We start from the raw sequence: 15,998 nt of genomic DNA, 5'->3' as shown, positions 1-15,998 counted from the left end.
GCCGGGGGCATGACAGCTGAGTTGAAGGCCCAAGCTCAGGCCCGCGCGCGGCCGTTCGCCTTGCCGATGGCGTGGCCGTTGAGCTTCTTCTTTTTCGCGGCCTTGCTTTTCGGACTCCTGGCGCCCGCCTTCGTGGCCTTGCGCTCGGCTCGCGCCTTCACCTTGGCGCGTTCGGCCCGCGCCTCGGCGCGCAGCTTCTTGCGCTTCTTCTCGCAGGAGTCGCACTTGCAGCCGATCGGCTTCAGATAGGCTTTGAAATAGTCGGTGCCGTAGTCGTAGTTGATCTCGTCGCCCGGCTCGATGTTCTTGATGGCGCGGATGAAGACCTTGCGCTCGCGCGGGCGAACATCGGACTCGGCGTTGGGCCGGCAGGAATGATTGATGTAGCGGGCGAAGTTCTTGCGCACCGATCCGTCGATGGTCCAGCGGCCGTTGAGCTCGAACAGATATTTGTTCTCGATCTCGTCGTGCGCCGGAATCCGCGAATCCAGGATCGGCCCGAAATAGCGGATGATCCGGGTTCCCTTCTTGATCGGCTTGGTGGCGAAAAGGCCGAGCCCGGTTTTGGAGCGGCCGACGCGATAGGGTTTGTTCGAAGAGATGGCTGGCATGATCAAGAGAAAATGGACGCGAACGAGGCCGGATGACCCAAGCGAAGCCGCTCTTCTAGAACGATTCCGCGCCGCTGTCAGGTGCCTGATGGCGCTTTTGAGCCTTGCCCACAATCAAGGCGTCTGATGCTACGAAGTTCCAGCTACATCGAGCCGCCATCATGATCCCATCCTCACCGCGATGACGATTCATCCTAATCCCATCGCGATTTAGGCTCTTCTGCGGCTCCACAGCCCGCTACACTGGAAGTTTGGTGGTCACAGGCGCCGTCAGCATCGCCTCGAGTAGCCGTTCGGCCGTCGTGCCCTCGGGCAGCCGCTCCAAAATATCCTTGAGCCGCCCGTCGAGCAGCAGCGTGGTGAAGCCGTGCACCATCGACCAGGCGCGGGCGATCGCGGCGCCCTGGTTCAGCGTCAGCGCGTCTTCGCTGATCTGCTCCTGCCGCATCATGCCGATCGCATTGGCAAGCCCGGCGAAGGAGGCCTCGGCGGCCTCATGCAGCGAGGGCCTCGAATAATCGAGCCGTTCGGTGCGGAACATGATTCCGTACATGCCGGGATGGGCCTGCGCATAAGCGACATAGGCCTTCGGCCGCGCCAGCGCGCGCTCGAGCGGCGTGGTGGCAGCATCGCAGGACGAGGCCATCGCGGCGTTGAACTGGCGGAAGCCCACGGCCGCAAGCTCGCTGAGCAGCCCGGTGAGGTCGCCGAAATGATGGGTCGGCGCGGCATGCGAGACGCCCGCCTCGCGCGCCACCGCCCGCAATGTCAGGCCGGCAAGCCCATCACGCTCCAGCACCCGTTCGGCGGCCTGGAGCAACGCCTCGCGCAAGGCGCCGTGGTGATAGGGTGTCTCGGTCTTCGCCACCGCCGGGCGCCGCGGGGGACGCGGAGACGCACGCGAGGCCGATGGTGTCTTCTTCGGGGGGCGCACGCCGTGCGCGACCCTGGTTTCGCTCTTGCCCATGGACAAGCTATAGAGCGCAATATTGACAGTGTAAAGATTTCGCTTGACCGGAACGGCAATTAGCGTTATCCAATCTTTACGATGTAAAGATAGGGAAGGATTCGCCGTGCAGCAGGACGCCGTCATTGAGCGCCGCAACAACATCGCGCCGATCCCGTTCGAGGCCGACGCGCCATTCCTCAACATCATCGGCGAACTGCCGCGCGAGCTGAACGGCACGCTCTATCGCAACGGCCCCAATCCGCAGTTCTCTTCGCCCGGTGCGCACTGGTTCGTGGGCGACGGCATGCTGCACGCCTTCCACCTCGAGAACGGACGCGCCAGCTACCGCAATCGCTGGGTCCGCACCCCGAAATGGATGGCCGAGCACGACGCCGGCCGCGCCTTGTTCGGCGGCTTCGGCCGCAAGCTGCCCGATGCCCCGGCCAACCTCACCGATGGCGGCGTCGCCAACACCAACATCATCTTCCATGCCGGCAAGCTGCTGGCGCTGGAAGAAGCGCATCTGCCGACCGAGATCGAGCCTGGCACGCTGGCAACGCGCGGCTATCACAACTACCAGGGCCGCGTCGCCGGCAGCTTTACCGCGCATCCGAAGATCGATCCCATCACAGGCGAACTGGTATTCTTCGGCTACAATGCCGCCGGACCGTTGACGCCTGCCCTCTCCTACGGATCGATCGATGCGTCGGGCAAGGCGACGCGCTTCGAGCGTTTCGAAGCGCCCTATGCCAGCATGGTGCATGACTTCATCGTCACCGCGAACCATGTGTTGTTTCCGATCCTTCCCATCACCGGCAGCGTGGAGCGCGCGATGAGTGGACGGCCGCCCTATGCCTGGGAGCCGGACAAAGGCGCCTATGTCGGCGTGATGAAGCGCAACGGCACGGCAAAGGACATCGTCTGGTTTCGAGCTGAGGCCTGCTACGTCTTCCACGTCATGAATGCGTGGGAAGACGATCACCGCATTATCGCCGACGTCATGCAGTTCGAGGAGGCGCCGCTGTTTCCGCATCCCGACGGCCGGCCGACGGATCCAGAGAAGTCACGCGCCCGCCACTGCCGCTGGACGTTCGATCTCTCGGGCAATACCGACCGCTTCCAGCAAACCTATCTCGACGATCTCACCGGCGAATTCCCCCGCATCGACGATCGCCGCGCCGGGCTGAGGAGCCGCCACGGCTGGTACGCCTGCGCCAATCCGAGGCTGCCGATGTTCGGCGCGCTCTCGGGCGTCGTCCATGTCGACGGCAACGGCAAACGGCTCGGCCATTATCTACTGCCGGCCGGCGACACCATCTCCGAGCCGGTGTTCGTCGAGGGGTCGAAGGATGCCGCCGAGGGCGACGGTTGGCTGCTCGCGGTGGTCTGGCGCGCGCGGGAGAACCGCAGCGACCTCGCCGTGTTCAACGCCACCGATGTCGAGGCCGGTCCCGTCGCGCTGGTGCAGCTCGGCCACCGCGTGCCCGACGGCTTTCACGGCAATTGGGTGGGGGCGTAGTTCTCACCTCGTCATTCCGGGGCGCGCGTTAGCGCGCCCGGAATCCATTTCGCCGCGTGTTCTGCCGCTCAATGGATTCCGACGCTTCGCGTCGCCCCGGAATGACAGCGCGGATGTGTCACCAAAGAGATTCCACATGCACATACCCTCGATCACCGCGGACTGCCTCGCCGTCCTGGCCCTGGCCTGCGCCGCATTCACATTGCAGACGATCCGGCTGCGGCGAAGCAGCCTTACCTTCTTCAACGGCGGCATCTTGCTCACCATCGGCCTTTTGATCGCCTCCGCGCTGCCGATCCTGTCGCGGCTGCCCTGGGCGGAATTGACTGGCGAAGCCTCCGACCAAGTCGTTGCAGCACTTCATCTTTTAGAGGTCGCTTACGTCATTTTGACATTGTAAAGATTTCGCTTGACCCGACCTTCGCCGTCGATTACTTATCTTTACACTGTAAAGATTTGACCCGATCGAGGCGGCTCATGGCGATTTTCCTGATCCTCGCGCCCTACGGCGCCTTCGCGTTGCTGATGCTGGTGACCTCCGCCACGATCAGCGTGTTTGCGGCCGCTGCAATTTGCCTCGCCACGGTCGCAATCGATGTCATGCGCGGCCGCTCGGTGAAGATCCTGGCCACGGGCTCGGCGATCGTGTTCGCCGCAATCGGCCTCTATCTCGCGCTGCTCGATCCCGCGCTCGGCACGCTCGGCGTCAAGCTGTCGGTCGATCTCGGCATCTTCATCATCTCACTCGGCTCGATGCTGGTCCGCCGTCCCTTCACGCTGCAATATGCGCTTGAATCGGTCCCGGCCGAAACCGCGGCGATGCCCGGCTTCCTCCGCGCCAATTACGTCATAACCGGCGCCTGGACCGCAGCCGCGCTGTTGATGGCAGCCGCCAATCTCGTGCTACTCTACGTCCCCGGACTGCCGCTCTGGTCGAGCCTTGCGGTCGCCTTCGCCGCCCGCAACAGCGCAATGTACTTCACAAAGTGGTATCCCGAGTATCGCGAGATCAAGTACGGTGCGCCCGCCCGCGCATTGCCCAACGCCCGCTGAACAGGATCGACGATGAAGAGCGTATTCGCCCGCCTCGCCTCCGACTTCCTTTCCGCCATCGTCTTCCTGATCATCTACCTCATCACCGACAACGTCGTCCTGGCGACGTCGGTGGCGATTGCCGGTGCAATCGCGCAGGTGATCTATGCCCGCGTCAAGGGACGAGAGCTCAACTACATGACCTATGCGAGCCTCGCGCTCGTGGTCGTGCTGGGCGCGATCACGCTGTTGACCAATGATCCCCGCTTTATGCTGGCAAAGCCCGCGATCGCGCATTTCGCGATCGGACTCATCATGCTCAAGCGCGGCTGGATGCTGCGCTACATGCCGCCGATCGTCGTCGAGACCGTTCCGGAATATGTGACGGCTGCGGGCTATGCCTGGGCGGTGCTGATGTTCGTGATCGGCGTCGGCGTGATCGCCGTCGCATCGACCGGCGATCTGAAGCTGTGGGCGTTCTACCTCACGGTCGTCGCAGGCGGCGCCAAGATCCTGGCTTTTGCCGTGCAGTACGTCGTTCTGCGCCTCATCGTCACCAGTCGCCGGCGCGCCGCTGCCCGCGCCTAAAGCGCGATGTGACCGCGCTTTAGGTTGTCGTTTGAGCATGATCTTTTCGGAAAACCGCTACACACTTTTCCGGATCATGCTTCTACGCCTCCAATGCAGCGTTAGGCAGGCGCTGCGAGTTGGGTTATAGGCTCGCCCAGGACTGGCCGCGGATCGTCGCGGCCCGCCGGGATTTGTTCGGGAGATGGGAATGGCCGTTGACGGCAACTGGAATCTGACCATGACGACGCCGATGGGCGAGCGCCAGGCGACGCTGAGCCTGAAGGCCGCGGGCGGCGCGCTCACGGGCACGCAAGGCGCGGAAGGTAATACCGCCGAGATTTTCGATGGCACCGTCAGCGGCGACAACGTCTCCTGGAAGGTCTCGATCACCAACCCGATGCCGCTCACGCTCGAATTCACCGGCACCGTCTCCGGCGACAGCATCAGCGGCGAGATGGGCATCGGCCCGATGGGCAGCTTCCCGTTCACGGGCGCGCGGACATAAGGCCGCGCAGCAATCATGCGCGTGCTCCGTCTCATCGCGGCAACGATCCTGTGTGTCGCGACACAAGCGGCGCGCGCGGATGACACGGAACCGGTGTGGCGCGCAAGCGCGCTCGCCCTGGTGCCGGCGGGTTATGTCGCCGGCACGGCCTACCGCACCGAAGCCTCGACTGGTTACCTCGCCGTCTATCCGGCGACGTCGAATGACCCGAAGTCGCCGGCCAGCGTGTTCGCTGCGCGCCAGACCCTCGTGGTCGCGCTGACACCAGACGAGAAGCGCGCGGTATCGGCCGAATTAAAACCGCGCGTCGAGGCCGATGCAGCCGATGACGACGGCGATTATGCAAAGCTCCACGCCGAGCTGGCGGGCAAGCGCGCACCCCTGCCCGAGGGCACGGAGCCCTGCGATCTCGGCGCCTGGTCCATCGACAAGGATCCGAACGGACTCAACGTGCGGACCGAGCCATCGGTGAGGGCGCGCGTGCTCGGCACCCTGCCGCCGCCGTATCGACCAAGGCTTGGCGGCAGCGAGAACACGCCCGAGGGCGGCTGGCTCACCGAATTCCGCATCGTCGGTTTCAAGGACGGCTGGTTTCTGATCGAAGGCGCGAAACCGCCGGGCAAGGATTACGAGGACGAGAAAAAATATCCGCGCAATGCGCCAAAGCCCTATGCCGGACGCGGCTGGGTCGCCTCCAACAAGGTCGGCGCGAATTTCGCCAACGGCTACACGCGCGCGGGCGGGCTGTTCCAGGCCCCCTTCGTCGACGCCAAATGGATGCCGGCGCAACGCGAGCTCGGCGGCCCGATTGACGGTGACGGCGGCCCGAAGCGCCTGCTTGCCTGTAGCGGATATTGGGGTCTCGTCGAGAGCCACGACGGTGTGCGCGGCTGGTGGCGTTCGCTCTGCTCCAACCAGGTTACGAATTGTAGTTGAAGCTTCCGCATCGTCATGGCCGGGCTTGTCCCGGCAATCCATGTCTTGTTCGCCGTACCAAGAACGTGGATGCCCGGGACAAGCCCGGGCATGACGATCTTTCGTAAAGCACAGCTGCGATCACCCGCACGCAAGTGGGGATGAAGCAGCTAGCCCAAATTCAATTCCTTGAAGAAGTCGTTGCCCTTGTCGTCGATGATGATGAAGGCGGGGAAGTCGACGACTTCGATGCGCCAGATCGCTTCCATGCCGAGCTCGGGATATTCGAGCACCTCAACCTTCTTGATGCAGTGCTCGGCAAGGTTCGCCGCGGCGCCGCCGATCGAGCCGAGATAGAAGCCGCCATACTTCTTGCAGGCCTCGCGCACGGCAGGCGCCCGGTTGCCCTTGGCGACCATCACCATCGAGCCGCCGGCAGCCTGGAACTGGTCGACGAAGGAATCCATGCGACCCGCCGTGGTCGGGCCGAACGCGCCGGAGGCGTAGCCGTCGGGCGTCTTGGCGGGACCGGCGTAATACACCGGATGGTTCTTGAAGTAATCCGGCAGCGGCTCGCCCCTCTCCAGCCGCTCGCGCAGCTTGGCATGGGCGCTATCGCGCGCGACGATCATGGTGCCGGTCATCGAGACCCGGGTCTTGATCGGATATTTCGAGAAGGTGGCCAGAATGTCCTTCATCGGCTGGTTGAGATCGATCTTGACGACCTCACCGCCGAGCGACTGCTCGACCTGCGGCAGATATTGCGCCGGGTTGTGCTCGAGCTCCTCGAGATAGATGCCGTCCCTCGTGATCTTGCCGAGCACCTGGCGGTCGGCCGAGCAGGACACGCCAAGCCCGATCGGGAGCGAGGCGCCATGGCGCGGCATGCGGATCACGCGGACGTCGTGGCAGAAATACTTTCCGCCGAACTGCGCGCCGACACCGAGCGACTGCGTCATCTTGTGGATTTCCTTCTCCATCTCGACGTCGCGGAAGGCGTTGCCATCGGGCGAGCCGTGCGTCGGCAGCGCATCGAGATAGCGCGCCGAGGCGAGCTTCACCGTCTTCATGCACAGCTCGGCCGAGGTGCCGCCGATCACGATCGCGAGGTGATAGGGCGGGCACGCCGCGGTGCCTAGCGTCAGGATTTTCTCCTTAAGAAACGCGAGGAGCCGGTCCTTGGTCAGGACGGAAGGCGTCGCCTGGAACAGAAAGCTCTTGTTGGCGGAGCCGCCGCCCTTCGCCATGAACATGAGCTTGTAGGCGTCGTCGCCTTCGGCGTAGATCTCGCATTGCGCCGGCATGTTGTTGGCGGTGTTCTTCTCCTCGTACATCGAGAGCGGCGCGACCTGCGAGTAGCGCAGATTGCGGCGCAGATAGGCATCGCGCGCGCCCTCCGACAGCGCCGCCTCGTCGTCACCATCGGTGATGACGTTGCAGCCCTTCTTGCCCATGATGATCGCAGTGCCGGTGTCCTGACACATCGGCAACACGCCGCCGGCGGCGATGTTGGCGTTCTTCAAAAAGTCGAGCGCAACGAACTTGTCGTTCGGGCTCGCCTCACCATCCTCGAGGATCGCGCGAAGCTGCTTCAGATGGCCAGGCCGCAGGTAATGGTTGATGTCGCCGAAAGCCGCCTCCGACAGCGCCCGCAGCGCCTCGCGCGACACCACCAGCATGTCCTTGCCCAGGACCTTCTCGACCCTGACACCCTCGGACGAAATCTTCTTGTAAGGCGTCTCGTCCTTGCCCAGCGGGAACAGCGGAGTGTGCTTGTAGGGCGGAACAGGCTTTGACTGGTCGGGAAAGGCGGTGGGAGCGTTCATGGGGTCGATCTCGGGGTTTTGGGGCCTCGCGCGGGCCCGCTGCGTAGAAGCGTTCTAAGCCCATTTCCGGCAGAAAAGAAAGGGACCGGAGCGCATGGGAGAGGGTGGCTAGGGCTCGGGAAGGCATTGGCACAGCACGTGGAAAGGCCCGTTCCCACCCTTGCGCTTCGCGTCTGCCGACGCTTGAATGCGCGCCCTAAGGGGCTTTTCATCATGACATTGAACTTGAACGTCCGCGGCGCGATCCTGGTCGCCGCCGCCATCACCGGCCTTGTGGCCCTCACCTCCCCCGCGCGCGCCGACCGCTGCGACGACAGCGCCAAGGAGCTGGCGAACCAGATCGATCGGCTCAAGGTGAATTTCCGGGCCGCCAACATCGTGTATTTGACACACCCGGCGGCCAAGGAGCTGTCCGTCGGCTGCCGTGGCGACAAATATTCCATCGAGCTCTATGCCAAGGGCGATCGCAAGCCCAAGCCGGAGTTCTATGCGCTGGTGGGGTCGATGGCCGCGATCGTTTTCACCGTGACGAAGGACGACACCACGTCGGGCGCGACACGTTGCCTGAAGCGTATGGGCCTCCTGCGCGGCGACAAGATCAACATGCGCTACCGCCGGCTCAACATGGAATGCACCCGCACAAAGGCGGATGCGTCCATCGCGATCACGCGCGGCAAGGACGAATAGGCGCGGGGCTCCCCGCTTTCCGCAGGGTGGCGGCGCGCGTGTCGCGATGCCGCCCACCACGAATTCCGTCATTGCGAGCGCAGCGAAGCAATCCAGGATCTTTGCGCGGAGACAGACTGGATTGCTTCGTCGCATCAGCGCAAAATTGCTACGCAATTTTGTCGCGAGCTCCTTGCAATGACGTGGAGAGAGCCGCGATTCTCTTAAGACTTGCACGCGCGGAAGCTAAAGGCAGCCCAATCCCACCGCGCCAATTCCCTCGCATTTTAACGATTGCCTTGAAGGAAACTTCGCTCCTCGCGGGGCAGGCTCAATTGTTTCCATGTGTGAGGATTTGCGGATGAAGGTTTCCACCGTTGCGCCGCCGCCGATCGCGATCGTGGTTCCGAGCTACGACACGACCAAGCAGCAGGACGATCAGGCCAAGGTCAACGACGACGATCCGACCTATAAGCCGCAGCCGCCCGCGCCGCTGCCCCCGGGTCAGGGCACGCGGATCGATCAGCTCGCCTGATCAGGCTTGCCAAAGCTGAAGCGCCCGATCCGGTCGATCGGGCCTTTTGCGCATCCGGCCGCATCTTTGCCGGATAGCAGGACCACTGTCGTGCGCGGTCATCCCGGGACTCTGCGCATGATCGCACGCCTCCTGTTGCAGAACACGATCTTCGTCGTCGGCATGGGCGCGTTGCTGTTCGCGTCCGCTGGAACGCTGCACTGGCCTTCGGCCTGGGTGCTCCTCGCCACCTCCGCCCTGCTCGGTCCGCTCTGCGGCTGGTGGCTCTACCGGATCGATCCGGCTCTGCTCGCCGAACGTCTGCGGCCGGTCCTGCAACGGGATCAGCCCGCCGCCGACAAAATGTTCATGACGGTCTTTGTCGTGGCGATGCTGGCCTGGCTGTGCGCGATGGGCCTCGACCGGCGCATTCAATCCTCCGAGATGCCGGTTGCGTTCCAGGTCCTCGGCCTCGTGCTGTTCCTGGCCTCGACACTGTTCACGATGTGGGTCTTCCGCGAGAACTCGTTCGCCGCGCCCGTGGTGAAGCTGCAAACCGAGCGCGCGCAGCACGTGATCTTGACCGGTCCCTACGCCTATGTCCGCCATCCCATGTACAGCGGCATGGTCCTGTTCTTCACCGGCGTGCCGTTGTTGCTTGGGTCGTGGTGGGGACTTGCGATGATACCGCTCTTCATTGCCTTGTTCGCGGTCCGCATCCCTATCGAGGAGCGCACCTTGCGCGAGGGCCTTCCAGGCTATGCCGACTATGCGGCGCGGGTGCGCTACCGCCTGGTGCCGGGCGTTTGGTGAGGGCAGATCACTCTCCCGTCTGAGCCGGCTAAGCATCCAGTTCGCGATAGCGGCGGAAGATGCCCTGCTCGTTGAAGGCAATGCGGCGGTCGCTGTCGAGATAGGCCTTGATGTTGGGCCGTGCGGCGATGCGGTCGTGCAGGCCGACGAGGCCCGGGATATCTGTCTCGAACGCCTTCATGCGCTTGGGGAAGGCATAGCGGAGCCCCGCGACGATCTGGAACAGCGAGAGATCGACATAGGTCAGTCTGCGTCCCGTGACATAGGTGCCGCCACTCTCGGTGAGAAGCTGCTCGAAATAGCCGAGATATTTCGGCACGCGCTCGCTCCAGAAATCGGCGGTGCGCTTCTTCGCCGGCGGCTTCTGGTCCTCGTAATAGAGCGAGGGCCCGAGCGGGTGATGGGTGTCGTGGATCTCGACGACGAGGTCGGTGATGGTGAGCTGGAGCTGGTGCACCCAAAGCCTGCCGCCTTCGGTCTTCGGCGCAAGACCATGGCGGGCGCCGAGATAGAGCAGGATGTTGGCGGTCTGGCCGATGACGAGCTTGCCCGCCTTCAGGAATGGCGGGGCGAAGGGCGGCGTGCCCCCATGCGCGTCCATCATCTTTATCATCGCAGCTGTCCCGCGCTGTCCGCGCGCGACATCGACGTAGGCGGCGCCCGCTTCCTCCAGCGCCAGCCGCACATATTCGCCGCGGCCCTGGATCTCGGGCCAGTAATAGAGCTCGTATTTCATGGGAGGAGTCCGTGAGCGTTGCGGGCGACGGGACCAATGTAACACGTAGCCGAAAGTTCCGTCGGAGTGAGACGGAGCGGCGGTACCACACACTCCGTCATTGCGAGGAGCCCTTGCGACGAAGCAATCCAGACTGTCTCCGCGGAGAGATTCTGGATTGCTTCGTCGCTTCAGCGCAAAATTGCTTCGCAATTTTGTCGCTACGCTCCTCGCAATGATGGAAGAGACAGCTCGCGCCTCAATTCGCCGCGAAACAATACAGCAGGCCGTCGCCGCCTGTGCTCTTCAGATCGGCCTGCGAACAGCCGCCGTCGGGACCGCGCGAGGGGTGAGAGCTGTTCCAAGATTTCGAAGGCTCGTCGTCGCGCAGACCCCGTCGATCGAGATGGCCGACCATTGCGGCGCCTTGCGTGCTCGATGTCCAGTTCTTGCAGGTGCGATCGTCCGGACCGGCAAACGCGGTGCCGTCTGGTTGCGATCCCGTGAGCACGTCATGCCGGTTTGGCTGGTCGCCAACACCATTGATCCCCTCGCCCTTCTCGCTGAGCGCGGTCTGCTTGGTGAGGTTGTTGGCCGCGCCGTGCAGGTCGGCAACATCCCTGGCGATCACCGCGCCCTTGGCGTTCTGCCACGGTCCCTTGCCGATGCGATCCCGGGCGTTGACCGCCGGCTTGCCGTCCGCCGCCTGTGTCGAGAGATAGGCGCGCCAGGTCTTGGTGCCGGCGCCCGCGGCTTGTGCAAGCTTCTGGCATTGCGCGTCGGCTCCCTCGAGGCCGCCGAGATCGGCACCCTTGCCGGGGCCGTTGGACGTCACGAAGAATGTCATGTCGGCCGATTGCGCCTGCGCCGATGGCGCCGCAAGCAAGGCCATTGCGAGCGCGAGGCCTGAAATCGTCACGGATCTCTCGGTGCGGATCATGTTGTCCTCCGGTTGTGCTTGTCGTTGGCCGCCTGATTTCAACCCAACGCACGCCCGCTTATTCCGATGCGGCGATGCGGGGTACCCAAAAGAAGAGGCGCCCAAAAGAAAAAGGCGCCGTGCGGGAGCACGACGCCTTGGTTCCTCGTGTCGCAAGCGATCAGTTGGTCTGCTGGATCGCCGACAATTCCCAGCCGGTGCTCGGCCGGCGGGCGAACGTCCAGATCTCGGTCGCCTCGCCCGGCTGCTCGCTACCGGCAACGACTGCGCCGGTGTTGCGGTCGACCGTCTTGTCGATGAGCCCGAAGCGCAGCGCCACCGTGGCGTAGTCGGTCTCGCCTTCACGCCAGGCTTCCGCGAGGTCGCCCTGCAACAGCTTGACGTTGGTCACCTTGTTGACGACGTTGCGCGAACGGTTCTGGGCCAGATCCTGCTCGAAATAGGAGACCATCTCCGGCGTCGCGAGCGTGTGCAGCTTGGCCACGTCCTCGTTCGACCAGGCGGTCTGGATTTCGCCGAGCAGGCGCTCGAACGCCTCATAGTCGTCGGGCTTGATCTCGAGCGGCGCGCTGTTGGCGCCGAAGCCGAAGCCACCAAGACCACTGCGATAGTTCGGCTGCGGTCCCTGACCTGCGCCCGCATTAGCATTGGCATAGGCCGCCTGCGGCGTGTGGCGGCGTTGCCACCAGGACATCGCCAGCCGCACCACGAGCACCACCAGCGCGATCTGAATGATCAGGCCCAGGATCGAGGACAGGCCGCCGAGGCCGCCAAACAGGCCGCCGCCGAACAGCATGCCGAGCAGGCCGGCGCCGAGGAAGCCGGCCGCAAGGCCGCCCAGGAAGCCGCCGCCGCGGCCGAACAGGCCGCCGCGCGCCGGCGCGGTCGCGGCCGAATTCATGCCTGCGCCCGGCTGGGTGTAGGTGCGGTTGAACTGCGAGGCCGAGCCAGGCGCAGTCGTGGTCGACGGCGGCGCCGAATAGGTGCGCGAGCCGCGCGAACCCGACGAGAAGCCGCCGCCGACGCGGGCGTCAGCGGACGAGATCGCCAGTGCAGTCGGCAGCGCAAGCGCCAGCACGACGGCAATGGTCTTGAAGAGACTGCGGGAGCGTTGCGAGAAAGTCATGTGCGTTTCCCAAATCCCCGGCATGGGGACGTGCGCTTAAGATGGGCAGACTTCCCGAAAAGTGAAGCCGATTTCGGAACCTATTGCTGCGGCCCTCAGTCGCGGGGATGTGGCAAAATCCCATATTTGGCGGGGGTTTGGCCGCATTTGGCGGGGGTTTGGCCGCGCGGGGAACCGAGGTCGCGGGATACCGGCGCCTTTGCGACGGGATTTCCGCTTTTTCCTCGCCATTGCGAGCGCAGCTCTCCCACCACGTCATTGCGACGAGCCCTTGCGACGAAGCAATCCAGGCTCTTTCCAAAGAGACAGTCTGGACTGCTTCGCGGAGCCTGTCATCGGGCCGCGCTTTGCGCGGACCCGGTGGCTCGCAATGACGGTGTTGAAGCAGTCGCGCGCATACACTCCCGATGTCGTCCTGGCGAAAGCCAGGACCCATTACCCCGAGAGGCAATTTGGCGAAAGCTGGTCGTTCGGGATTGGCAGCGTGCGCAACCGAGAGATCACGCGGTATGGGTCCTGGCTTTCGCCAGGACGACGGCCGAGGTTGTCGCGCGTCAGTGCAATCTCTCGGGCACAACGCTCACCCCGCCTTCGTCATCGTCTCCTTCACCGCCGCCACGAGCTGGCTGAGCGTAAACGGTTTTGGCAGGAAGTCGAACTGCTGGCCCTCGGGGAGGCTCTTCTCGAACGCATCCTCGGCGTAGCCGGAAACGAAGATGAATTTGATGTCCGGGTTCTTCTCCCGCATCGCCTTCAGCAGCGTCGGGCCGTCCATCTCCGGCATTACCACGTCGGAGACGACGAGATCGATCGCGCCGCTCTCCTCCTCCAGCACCTCCATGGCCTCGACGCCGTTCTCGGCCTCGACCACGGTGTAGCCGCGCGAGCGCAGGCCACGCGCGTTCAGGGCGCGCAGGCCCTCCTCGTCCTCGACCAAGAGGATGGTGCCCTGCCCGGTGAGATCGGTGCGCGGCTTGGCCTCGGCCGCCGGTGTGGCCTCCTTCGCGGCGCCATTGACCGCGCTGACCAAAGCTGCGGGCTGCTCGACCTGCACCTCCGGCTCAGCATGATGGCGCGGCAGGAAGATATGGAACGAGGTGCCCTGCCCCGGTTCGGAATCGACATAGATGAAACCGCCGGTCTGCTTTACGATGCCGTAGACGGTGGAAAGCCCGAGCCCGGTACCCTTGCCCACCTCTTTCGTCGAGAAGAACGGCTCGAAGATCTTGTCGCGGATGTCGGCGGGGATGCCAGTGCCGGTGTCGGCGACCTCGATCCGGACATAGTCGGCGGCCGGCATGCCCTTGTAGGCGAGCTTGCCCGCGTCTTCGGTGCTGACGTTTAAGGTGCGGATGATCAGCTTGCCACCATCAGGCATAGCGTCGCGCGCGTTCACCGCGAGATTGACGATCACCTGCTCGAACTGGGAGACGTCGACCTTCACCGGCCAGAGATCGCGGCCGTGGACGAGGTCGAGCTTGACCTTCTCGCCGATCAGCCGGCGCAGCAGCATGGTGAGATCGCTCAAGGCATCGCCGAGATCGAGCACCTGCGGCCGCAGCGTCTGCCGACGCGAAAACGCCAGCAGCTGCCGCACCAGCGTCGCGGCGCGCGTCGCGTTCTGCTTGATCTGCATGATGTCCTGGAACGACGGATCGGTCGGCTTGTGCGCGTTCAGCAGGAAATCGTTCGCCATCATGATGGCGGAGAGCACGTTGTTGAAGTCGTGGGCGATGCCGCCGGCAAGCTGGCCGACCGTCTCCATCTTCTGCGACTGGTTGATCTGGTTCTCCAGCGCGCGCCGCTCGGTGGTCTCGAGCATGTGCACGATGGCGGCTTCCGCCTCGTTCTCGGCCGCATCGACCGGCGTGACGAAGAACTGGCCCCAGCGCTCCTTGGTCCCCTCCAAGGCGACCTCGACCGGCGCGATGTCGGCCTGGCCTTCGGCGGCCTGGTTGATGGCCGCGATCAACAGGTGCCGATCGCGCGAATTGACCGCGCGGAAGATCGACTTGGAGGCGCTCTCGAGCCCGAGCGCCTGCCCGAGCTTGGCGTAGCGCGCATTCGCGCGCACGACGTTGCCGCCGCGGTCGACGGTCGCAATCGCCATCGGCGTGTGGTCGAAGAAGCGCATGAAGCGCACTTCGGCGGCGCGGTCGGGATCGCTGCGCTCGTCGCGGGCGCGGCTGATCACGAGCGTGCGCGACGGCCCCGGCGCACCGTCGGCGCCGAAGGCGAGCTTGTGATAGAGCCGCACCGGCATGGTCCTGCCCGTGCGCATGCGCAGGTCGATGTCGAAGACCTCGGTCTTCACCTCGCCCGGCACCGCCACGATCGAGGTCAATAGCGAGGCGCCGTCGCCGGAGACGATGTCGGTGAGCTTCAATCCACCCGAGCCGATCTCGGCGAGGTCGTAGTCCAGCCAGTTCGCCAGCGTCGCGTTGACATAGGCGAGCTCGCCGGCCGGATTGACCGAGAAGAAGCCGCAAGGCGCGTGATCGAGATATTCGATCGCGTGCTGGAGCTCCTGGAACACGTCTTCCTGGCGCTCGCGGTCGCGGGTGATATCGGCGATCGACCACACCGCATATTTCGCCTCGCGCTTGCCGGTGCCGAGCGGGCGCACCCGCATGCGCAGCCAGCGGCCCTGATTGCCGTCCTGGCCGGAGATGCGCACCTCCTCCTGCTGCCGCTTGCCCTCGCGGGCGGCTTTGAGCAGGCGGAACACGGCTTCGGAGACGTCAGGGTTGCCGATGAAGACGCGCTCGACGGGACGCACGTCCTGTGGGCCGGTGGCGCCGGTCAGCGTCAGATAGGCCGCATTGGAATAGACCACATGCCCGCGCGCATCGGTGACCGCGAGCCCGTCGAACGAGTGATCGGAGATGCGGGCAATGATGGGATCGTCGAGATTACGGTCGGCGAAGCGGATAATGCCGGCGGCGAAGGCGAACAAGTTGAACAGGCCGACCATCGCCAGCACGGCGAGGATGCCGAGGATATAGGGCTGCGCCTGCGCGCGCCCGAGCGTCATCAGCCCGACGGCGACCGCGACGAGGCCGGCGGCCACCAGCAGCACCAGCGCGATGCTACCCGAGCGCGGCGACGGCTCGTGCGCCGCTACGGGCTCGCGTGTGAGGTCGTGGTCGGTCTCAGCAGTCATCTCAAGCTGGCGCAGCCTGTCGGCAGAGAATCAACGCGCTACGGCGCGCACGGGGTCCTCCCTGCCTGAATCGGACCCAAAGGTGCAAGAGCGGCAGCAGCGAAAGGTACGCTGATTCCCAGATTACGGCCATT

The 15,998-nt window shown here is 64.4% G+C and carries 16 protein-coding genes; 9 read left to right on the top strand and 7 right to left on the bottom strand.

Annotated features, from left to right (window positions below; translation table 11 throughout):
- Positions 1 to 35: 35 nt before the first annotated feature.
- Together XH85_RS17865 and XH85_RS17860 are read right to left on the bottom strand one after the other, a co-directional pair.
- Positions 36 to 611, bottom strand: coding sequence for an SET domain-containing protein (locus tag XH85_RS17865; protein ID WP_128932853.1), 576 nt, complete (start codon positions 609 to 611; stop codon positions 36 to 38).
- A 238-nt stretch (positions 612 to 849) separates the two neighbouring features.
- Positions 850 to 1,578: a TetR/AcrR family transcriptional regulator gene (locus XH85_RS17860; RefSeq protein ID WP_128932852.1), complete on the bottom strand. Its 729-nt coding sequence runs from the start codon at positions 1,576 to 1,578 to the stop codon at positions 850 to 852.
- A 106-nt stretch (positions 1,579 to 1,684) separates the two neighbouring features.
- Here XH85_RS17860 and XH85_RS17855 point away from each other — a divergent pair, with 106 nt between their 5' ends.
- From XH85_RS17855 to XH85_RS17830, 6 genes are all read left to right on the top strand, one after another.
- Positions 1,685 to 3,079 carry a carotenoid oxygenase family protein gene (locus XH85_RS17855; protein ID WP_128932851.1) on the top strand — a complete coding sequence of 465 codons (1,395 nt, stop codon included), beginning with the start codon at positions 1,685 to 1,687 and terminating at the stop codon, positions 3,077 to 3,079.
- 136 nt (positions 3,080 to 3,215) lie between these two features.
- Positions 3,216 to 3,479: a hypothetical protein gene (locus XH85_RS17850; protein WP_128932850.1), complete on the top strand. Its 264-nt coding sequence runs from the start codon at positions 3,216 to 3,218 to the stop codon at positions 3,477 to 3,479.
- Positions 3,480 to 3,556: 77 nt separating this feature from the next.
- Positions 3,557 to 4,132, top strand: coding sequence for a hypothetical protein (locus XH85_RS17845; RefSeq protein WP_128932849.1), 576 nt, complete (start codon positions 3,557 to 3,559; stop codon positions 4,130 to 4,132).
- A gap of 12 nt (positions 4,133 to 4,144) precedes the next feature.
- A complete protein-coding gene (locus XH85_RS17840; RefSeq protein WP_128932848.1) occupies positions 4,145 to 4,699 on the top strand; it encodes an inner membrane-spanning protein YciB in 555 nt (184 codons plus the stop codon).
- A 190-nt stretch (positions 4,700 to 4,889) separates the two neighbouring features.
- The gene (locus tag XH85_RS17835) at positions 4,890 to 5,186 is read left to right on the top strand and encodes a hypothetical protein (RefSeq protein ID WP_128932847.1); all 297 of its coding nucleotides are present in this window, start codon (positions 4,890 to 4,892) and stop codon (positions 5,184 to 5,186) included.
- A gap of 15 nt (positions 5,187 to 5,201) precedes the next feature.
- Positions 5,202 to 6,122 carry an SH3 domain-containing protein gene (locus tag XH85_RS17830; protein WP_128932846.1) on the top strand — a complete coding sequence of 307 codons (921 nt, stop codon included), beginning with the start codon at positions 5,202 to 5,204 and terminating at the stop codon, positions 6,120 to 6,122.
- A 149-nt stretch (positions 6,123 to 6,271) separates the two neighbouring features.
- On the opposite strand, the gene XH85_RS17825 is transcribed toward XH85_RS17830, so the two are convergent.
- Positions 6,272 to 7,927, bottom strand: a complete 1,656-nt coding sequence (locus XH85_RS17825) for a fumarate hydratase (protein ID WP_128932845.1) — start codon at positions 7,925 to 7,927, stop codon at positions 6,272 to 6,274.
- 213 nt (positions 7,928 to 8,140) lie between these two features.
- Between XH85_RS17825 and XH85_RS17820 the strand changes: the two genes are divergently transcribed.
- The 3 genes from XH85_RS17820 to XH85_RS17810 all read left to right on the top strand — a co-directional run bounded on the left by XH85_RS17820 (position 8,141) and on the right by XH85_RS17810 (position 9,920).
- A complete protein-coding gene (locus XH85_RS17820; RefSeq protein ID WP_128932844.1) occupies positions 8,141 to 8,614 on the top strand; it encodes a hypothetical protein in 474 nt (157 codons plus the stop codon).
- Between the two features lie 340 nt (positions 8,615 to 8,954).
- Positions 8,955 to 9,128 (top strand): hypothetical protein, encoded by a 174-nt coding sequence (locus XH85_RS17815; RefSeq protein WP_164934497.1) that lies wholly within the window; start codon positions 8,955 to 8,957, stop codon positions 9,126 to 9,128.
- 117 nt (positions 9,129 to 9,245) lie between these two features.
- Positions 9,246 to 9,920 carry a methyltransferase family protein gene (locus tag XH85_RS17810; RefSeq protein WP_128932842.1) on the top strand — a complete coding sequence of 225 codons (675 nt, stop codon included), beginning with the start codon at positions 9,246 to 9,248 and terminating at the stop codon, positions 9,918 to 9,920.
- A gap of 28 nt (positions 9,921 to 9,948) precedes the next feature.
- Here XH85_RS17810 and XH85_RS17805 read toward each other — a convergent pair whose 3' ends face one another.
- The 4 genes from XH85_RS17805 to cckA form a co-directional block, all read right to left on the bottom strand.
- On the bottom strand, positions 9,949 to 10,656 hold the full coding sequence (locus XH85_RS17805; RefSeq protein WP_128932841.1) for a glutathione S-transferase: 708 nt from the start codon (positions 10,654 to 10,656) through the stop codon (positions 9,949 to 9,951).
- Positions 10,657 to 10,894: 238 nt separating this feature from the next.
- Positions 10,895 to 11,575, bottom strand: coding sequence for a lectin (locus tag XH85_RS17795; RefSeq protein WP_128932839.1), 681 nt, complete (start codon positions 11,573 to 11,575; stop codon positions 10,895 to 10,897).
- Positions 11,576 to 11,735: 160 nt separating this feature from the next.
- Positions 11,736 to 12,725 carry a Tim44 domain-containing protein gene (locus XH85_RS17790; protein WP_128932838.1) on the bottom strand — a complete coding sequence of 330 codons (990 nt, stop codon included), beginning with the start codon at positions 12,723 to 12,725 and terminating at the stop codon, positions 11,736 to 11,738.
- 556 nt (positions 12,726 to 13,281) lie between these two features.
- Complete coding sequence (cckA, locus tag XH85_RS17780; protein ID WP_128932836.1) at positions 13,282 to 15,864, bottom strand: cell cycle histidine kinase CckA; 2,583 nt, start codon at positions 15,862 to 15,864, stop codon at positions 13,282 to 13,284.
- Positions 15,865 to 15,998 lie beyond the last annotated feature (134 nt).

The organism is Bradyrhizobium zhanjiangense (assembly GCF_004114935.1).
Lineage (GTDB): Bacteria > Pseudomonadota > Alphaproteobacteria > Rhizobiales > Xanthobacteraceae > Bradyrhizobium > Bradyrhizobium zhanjiangense.
The sequence above is the reverse complement of the archived record's forward strand: the minus strand, read 5'-3'. Positions and strand labels throughout refer to the sequence as shown.

What these genes read in the sequence shown, in the direction of transcription:
- XH85_RS17865 (WP_128932853.1), bottom strand. Translation starts at nt 611, where the DNA reads ATGCCAGCCATCTCTTCGAACAAACCCTATCGCGTCGGCCGCTCCAAA.
- XH85_RS17860 (WP_128932852.1), bottom strand. Translation starts at nt 1,578, where the DNA reads ATGGGCAAGAGCGAAACCAGGGTCGCGCACGGCGTGCGCCCCCCGAAG.
- XH85_RS17850 (WP_128932850.1), top strand. Translation starts at nt 3,216, where the DNA reads ATGCACATACCCTCGATCACCGCGGACTGCCTCGCCGTCCTGGCCCTG.
- XH85_RS17845 (WP_128932849.1), top strand. Translation starts at nt 3,557, where the DNA reads ATGGCGATTTTCCTGATCCTCGCGCCCTACGGCGCCTTCGCGTTGCTG.
- XH85_RS17840 (WP_128932848.1), top strand. Translation starts at nt 4,145, where the DNA reads ATGAAGAGCGTATTCGCCCGCCTCGCCTCCGACTTCCTTTCCGCCATC.
- XH85_RS17835 (WP_128932847.1), top strand. Translation starts at nt 4,890, where the DNA reads ATGGCCGTTGACGGCAACTGGAATCTGACCATGACGACGCCGATGGGC.
- XH85_RS17830 (WP_128932846.1), top strand. Translation starts at nt 5,202, where the DNA reads ATGCGCGTGCTCCGTCTCATCGCGGCAACGATCCTGTGTGTCGCGACA.
- XH85_RS17825 (WP_128932845.1), bottom strand. Translation starts at nt 7,927, where the DNA reads ATGAACGCTCCCACCGCCTTTCCCGACCAGTCAAAGCCTGTTCCGCCC.
- XH85_RS17820 (WP_128932844.1), top strand. Translation starts at nt 8,141, where the DNA reads ATGACATTGAACTTGAACGTCCGCGGCGCGATCCTGGTCGCCGCCGCC.
- XH85_RS17815 (WP_164934497.1), top strand. Translation starts at nt 8,955, where the DNA reads ATGAAGGTTTCCACCGTTGCGCCGCCGCCGATCGCGATCGTGGTTCCG.
- XH85_RS17810 (WP_128932842.1), top strand. Translation starts at nt 9,246, where the DNA reads ATGATCGCACGCCTCCTGTTGCAGAACACGATCTTCGTCGTCGGCATG.
- XH85_RS17805 (WP_128932841.1), bottom strand. Translation starts at nt 10,656, where the DNA reads ATGAAATACGAGCTCTATTACTGGCCCGAGATCCAGGGCCGCGGCGAA.
- XH85_RS17795 (WP_128932839.1), bottom strand. Translation starts at nt 11,575, where the DNA reads ATGATCCGCACCGAGAGATCCGTGACGATTTCAGGCCTCGCGCTCGCA.
- XH85_RS17790 (WP_128932838.1), bottom strand. Translation starts at nt 12,725, where the DNA reads ATGCCGGGGATTTGGGAAACGCACATGACTTTCTCGCAACGCTCCCGC.
- cckA (WP_128932836.1), bottom strand. Translation starts at nt 15,864, where the DNA reads ATGACTGCTGAGACCGACCACGACCTCACACGCGAGCCCGTAGCGGCG.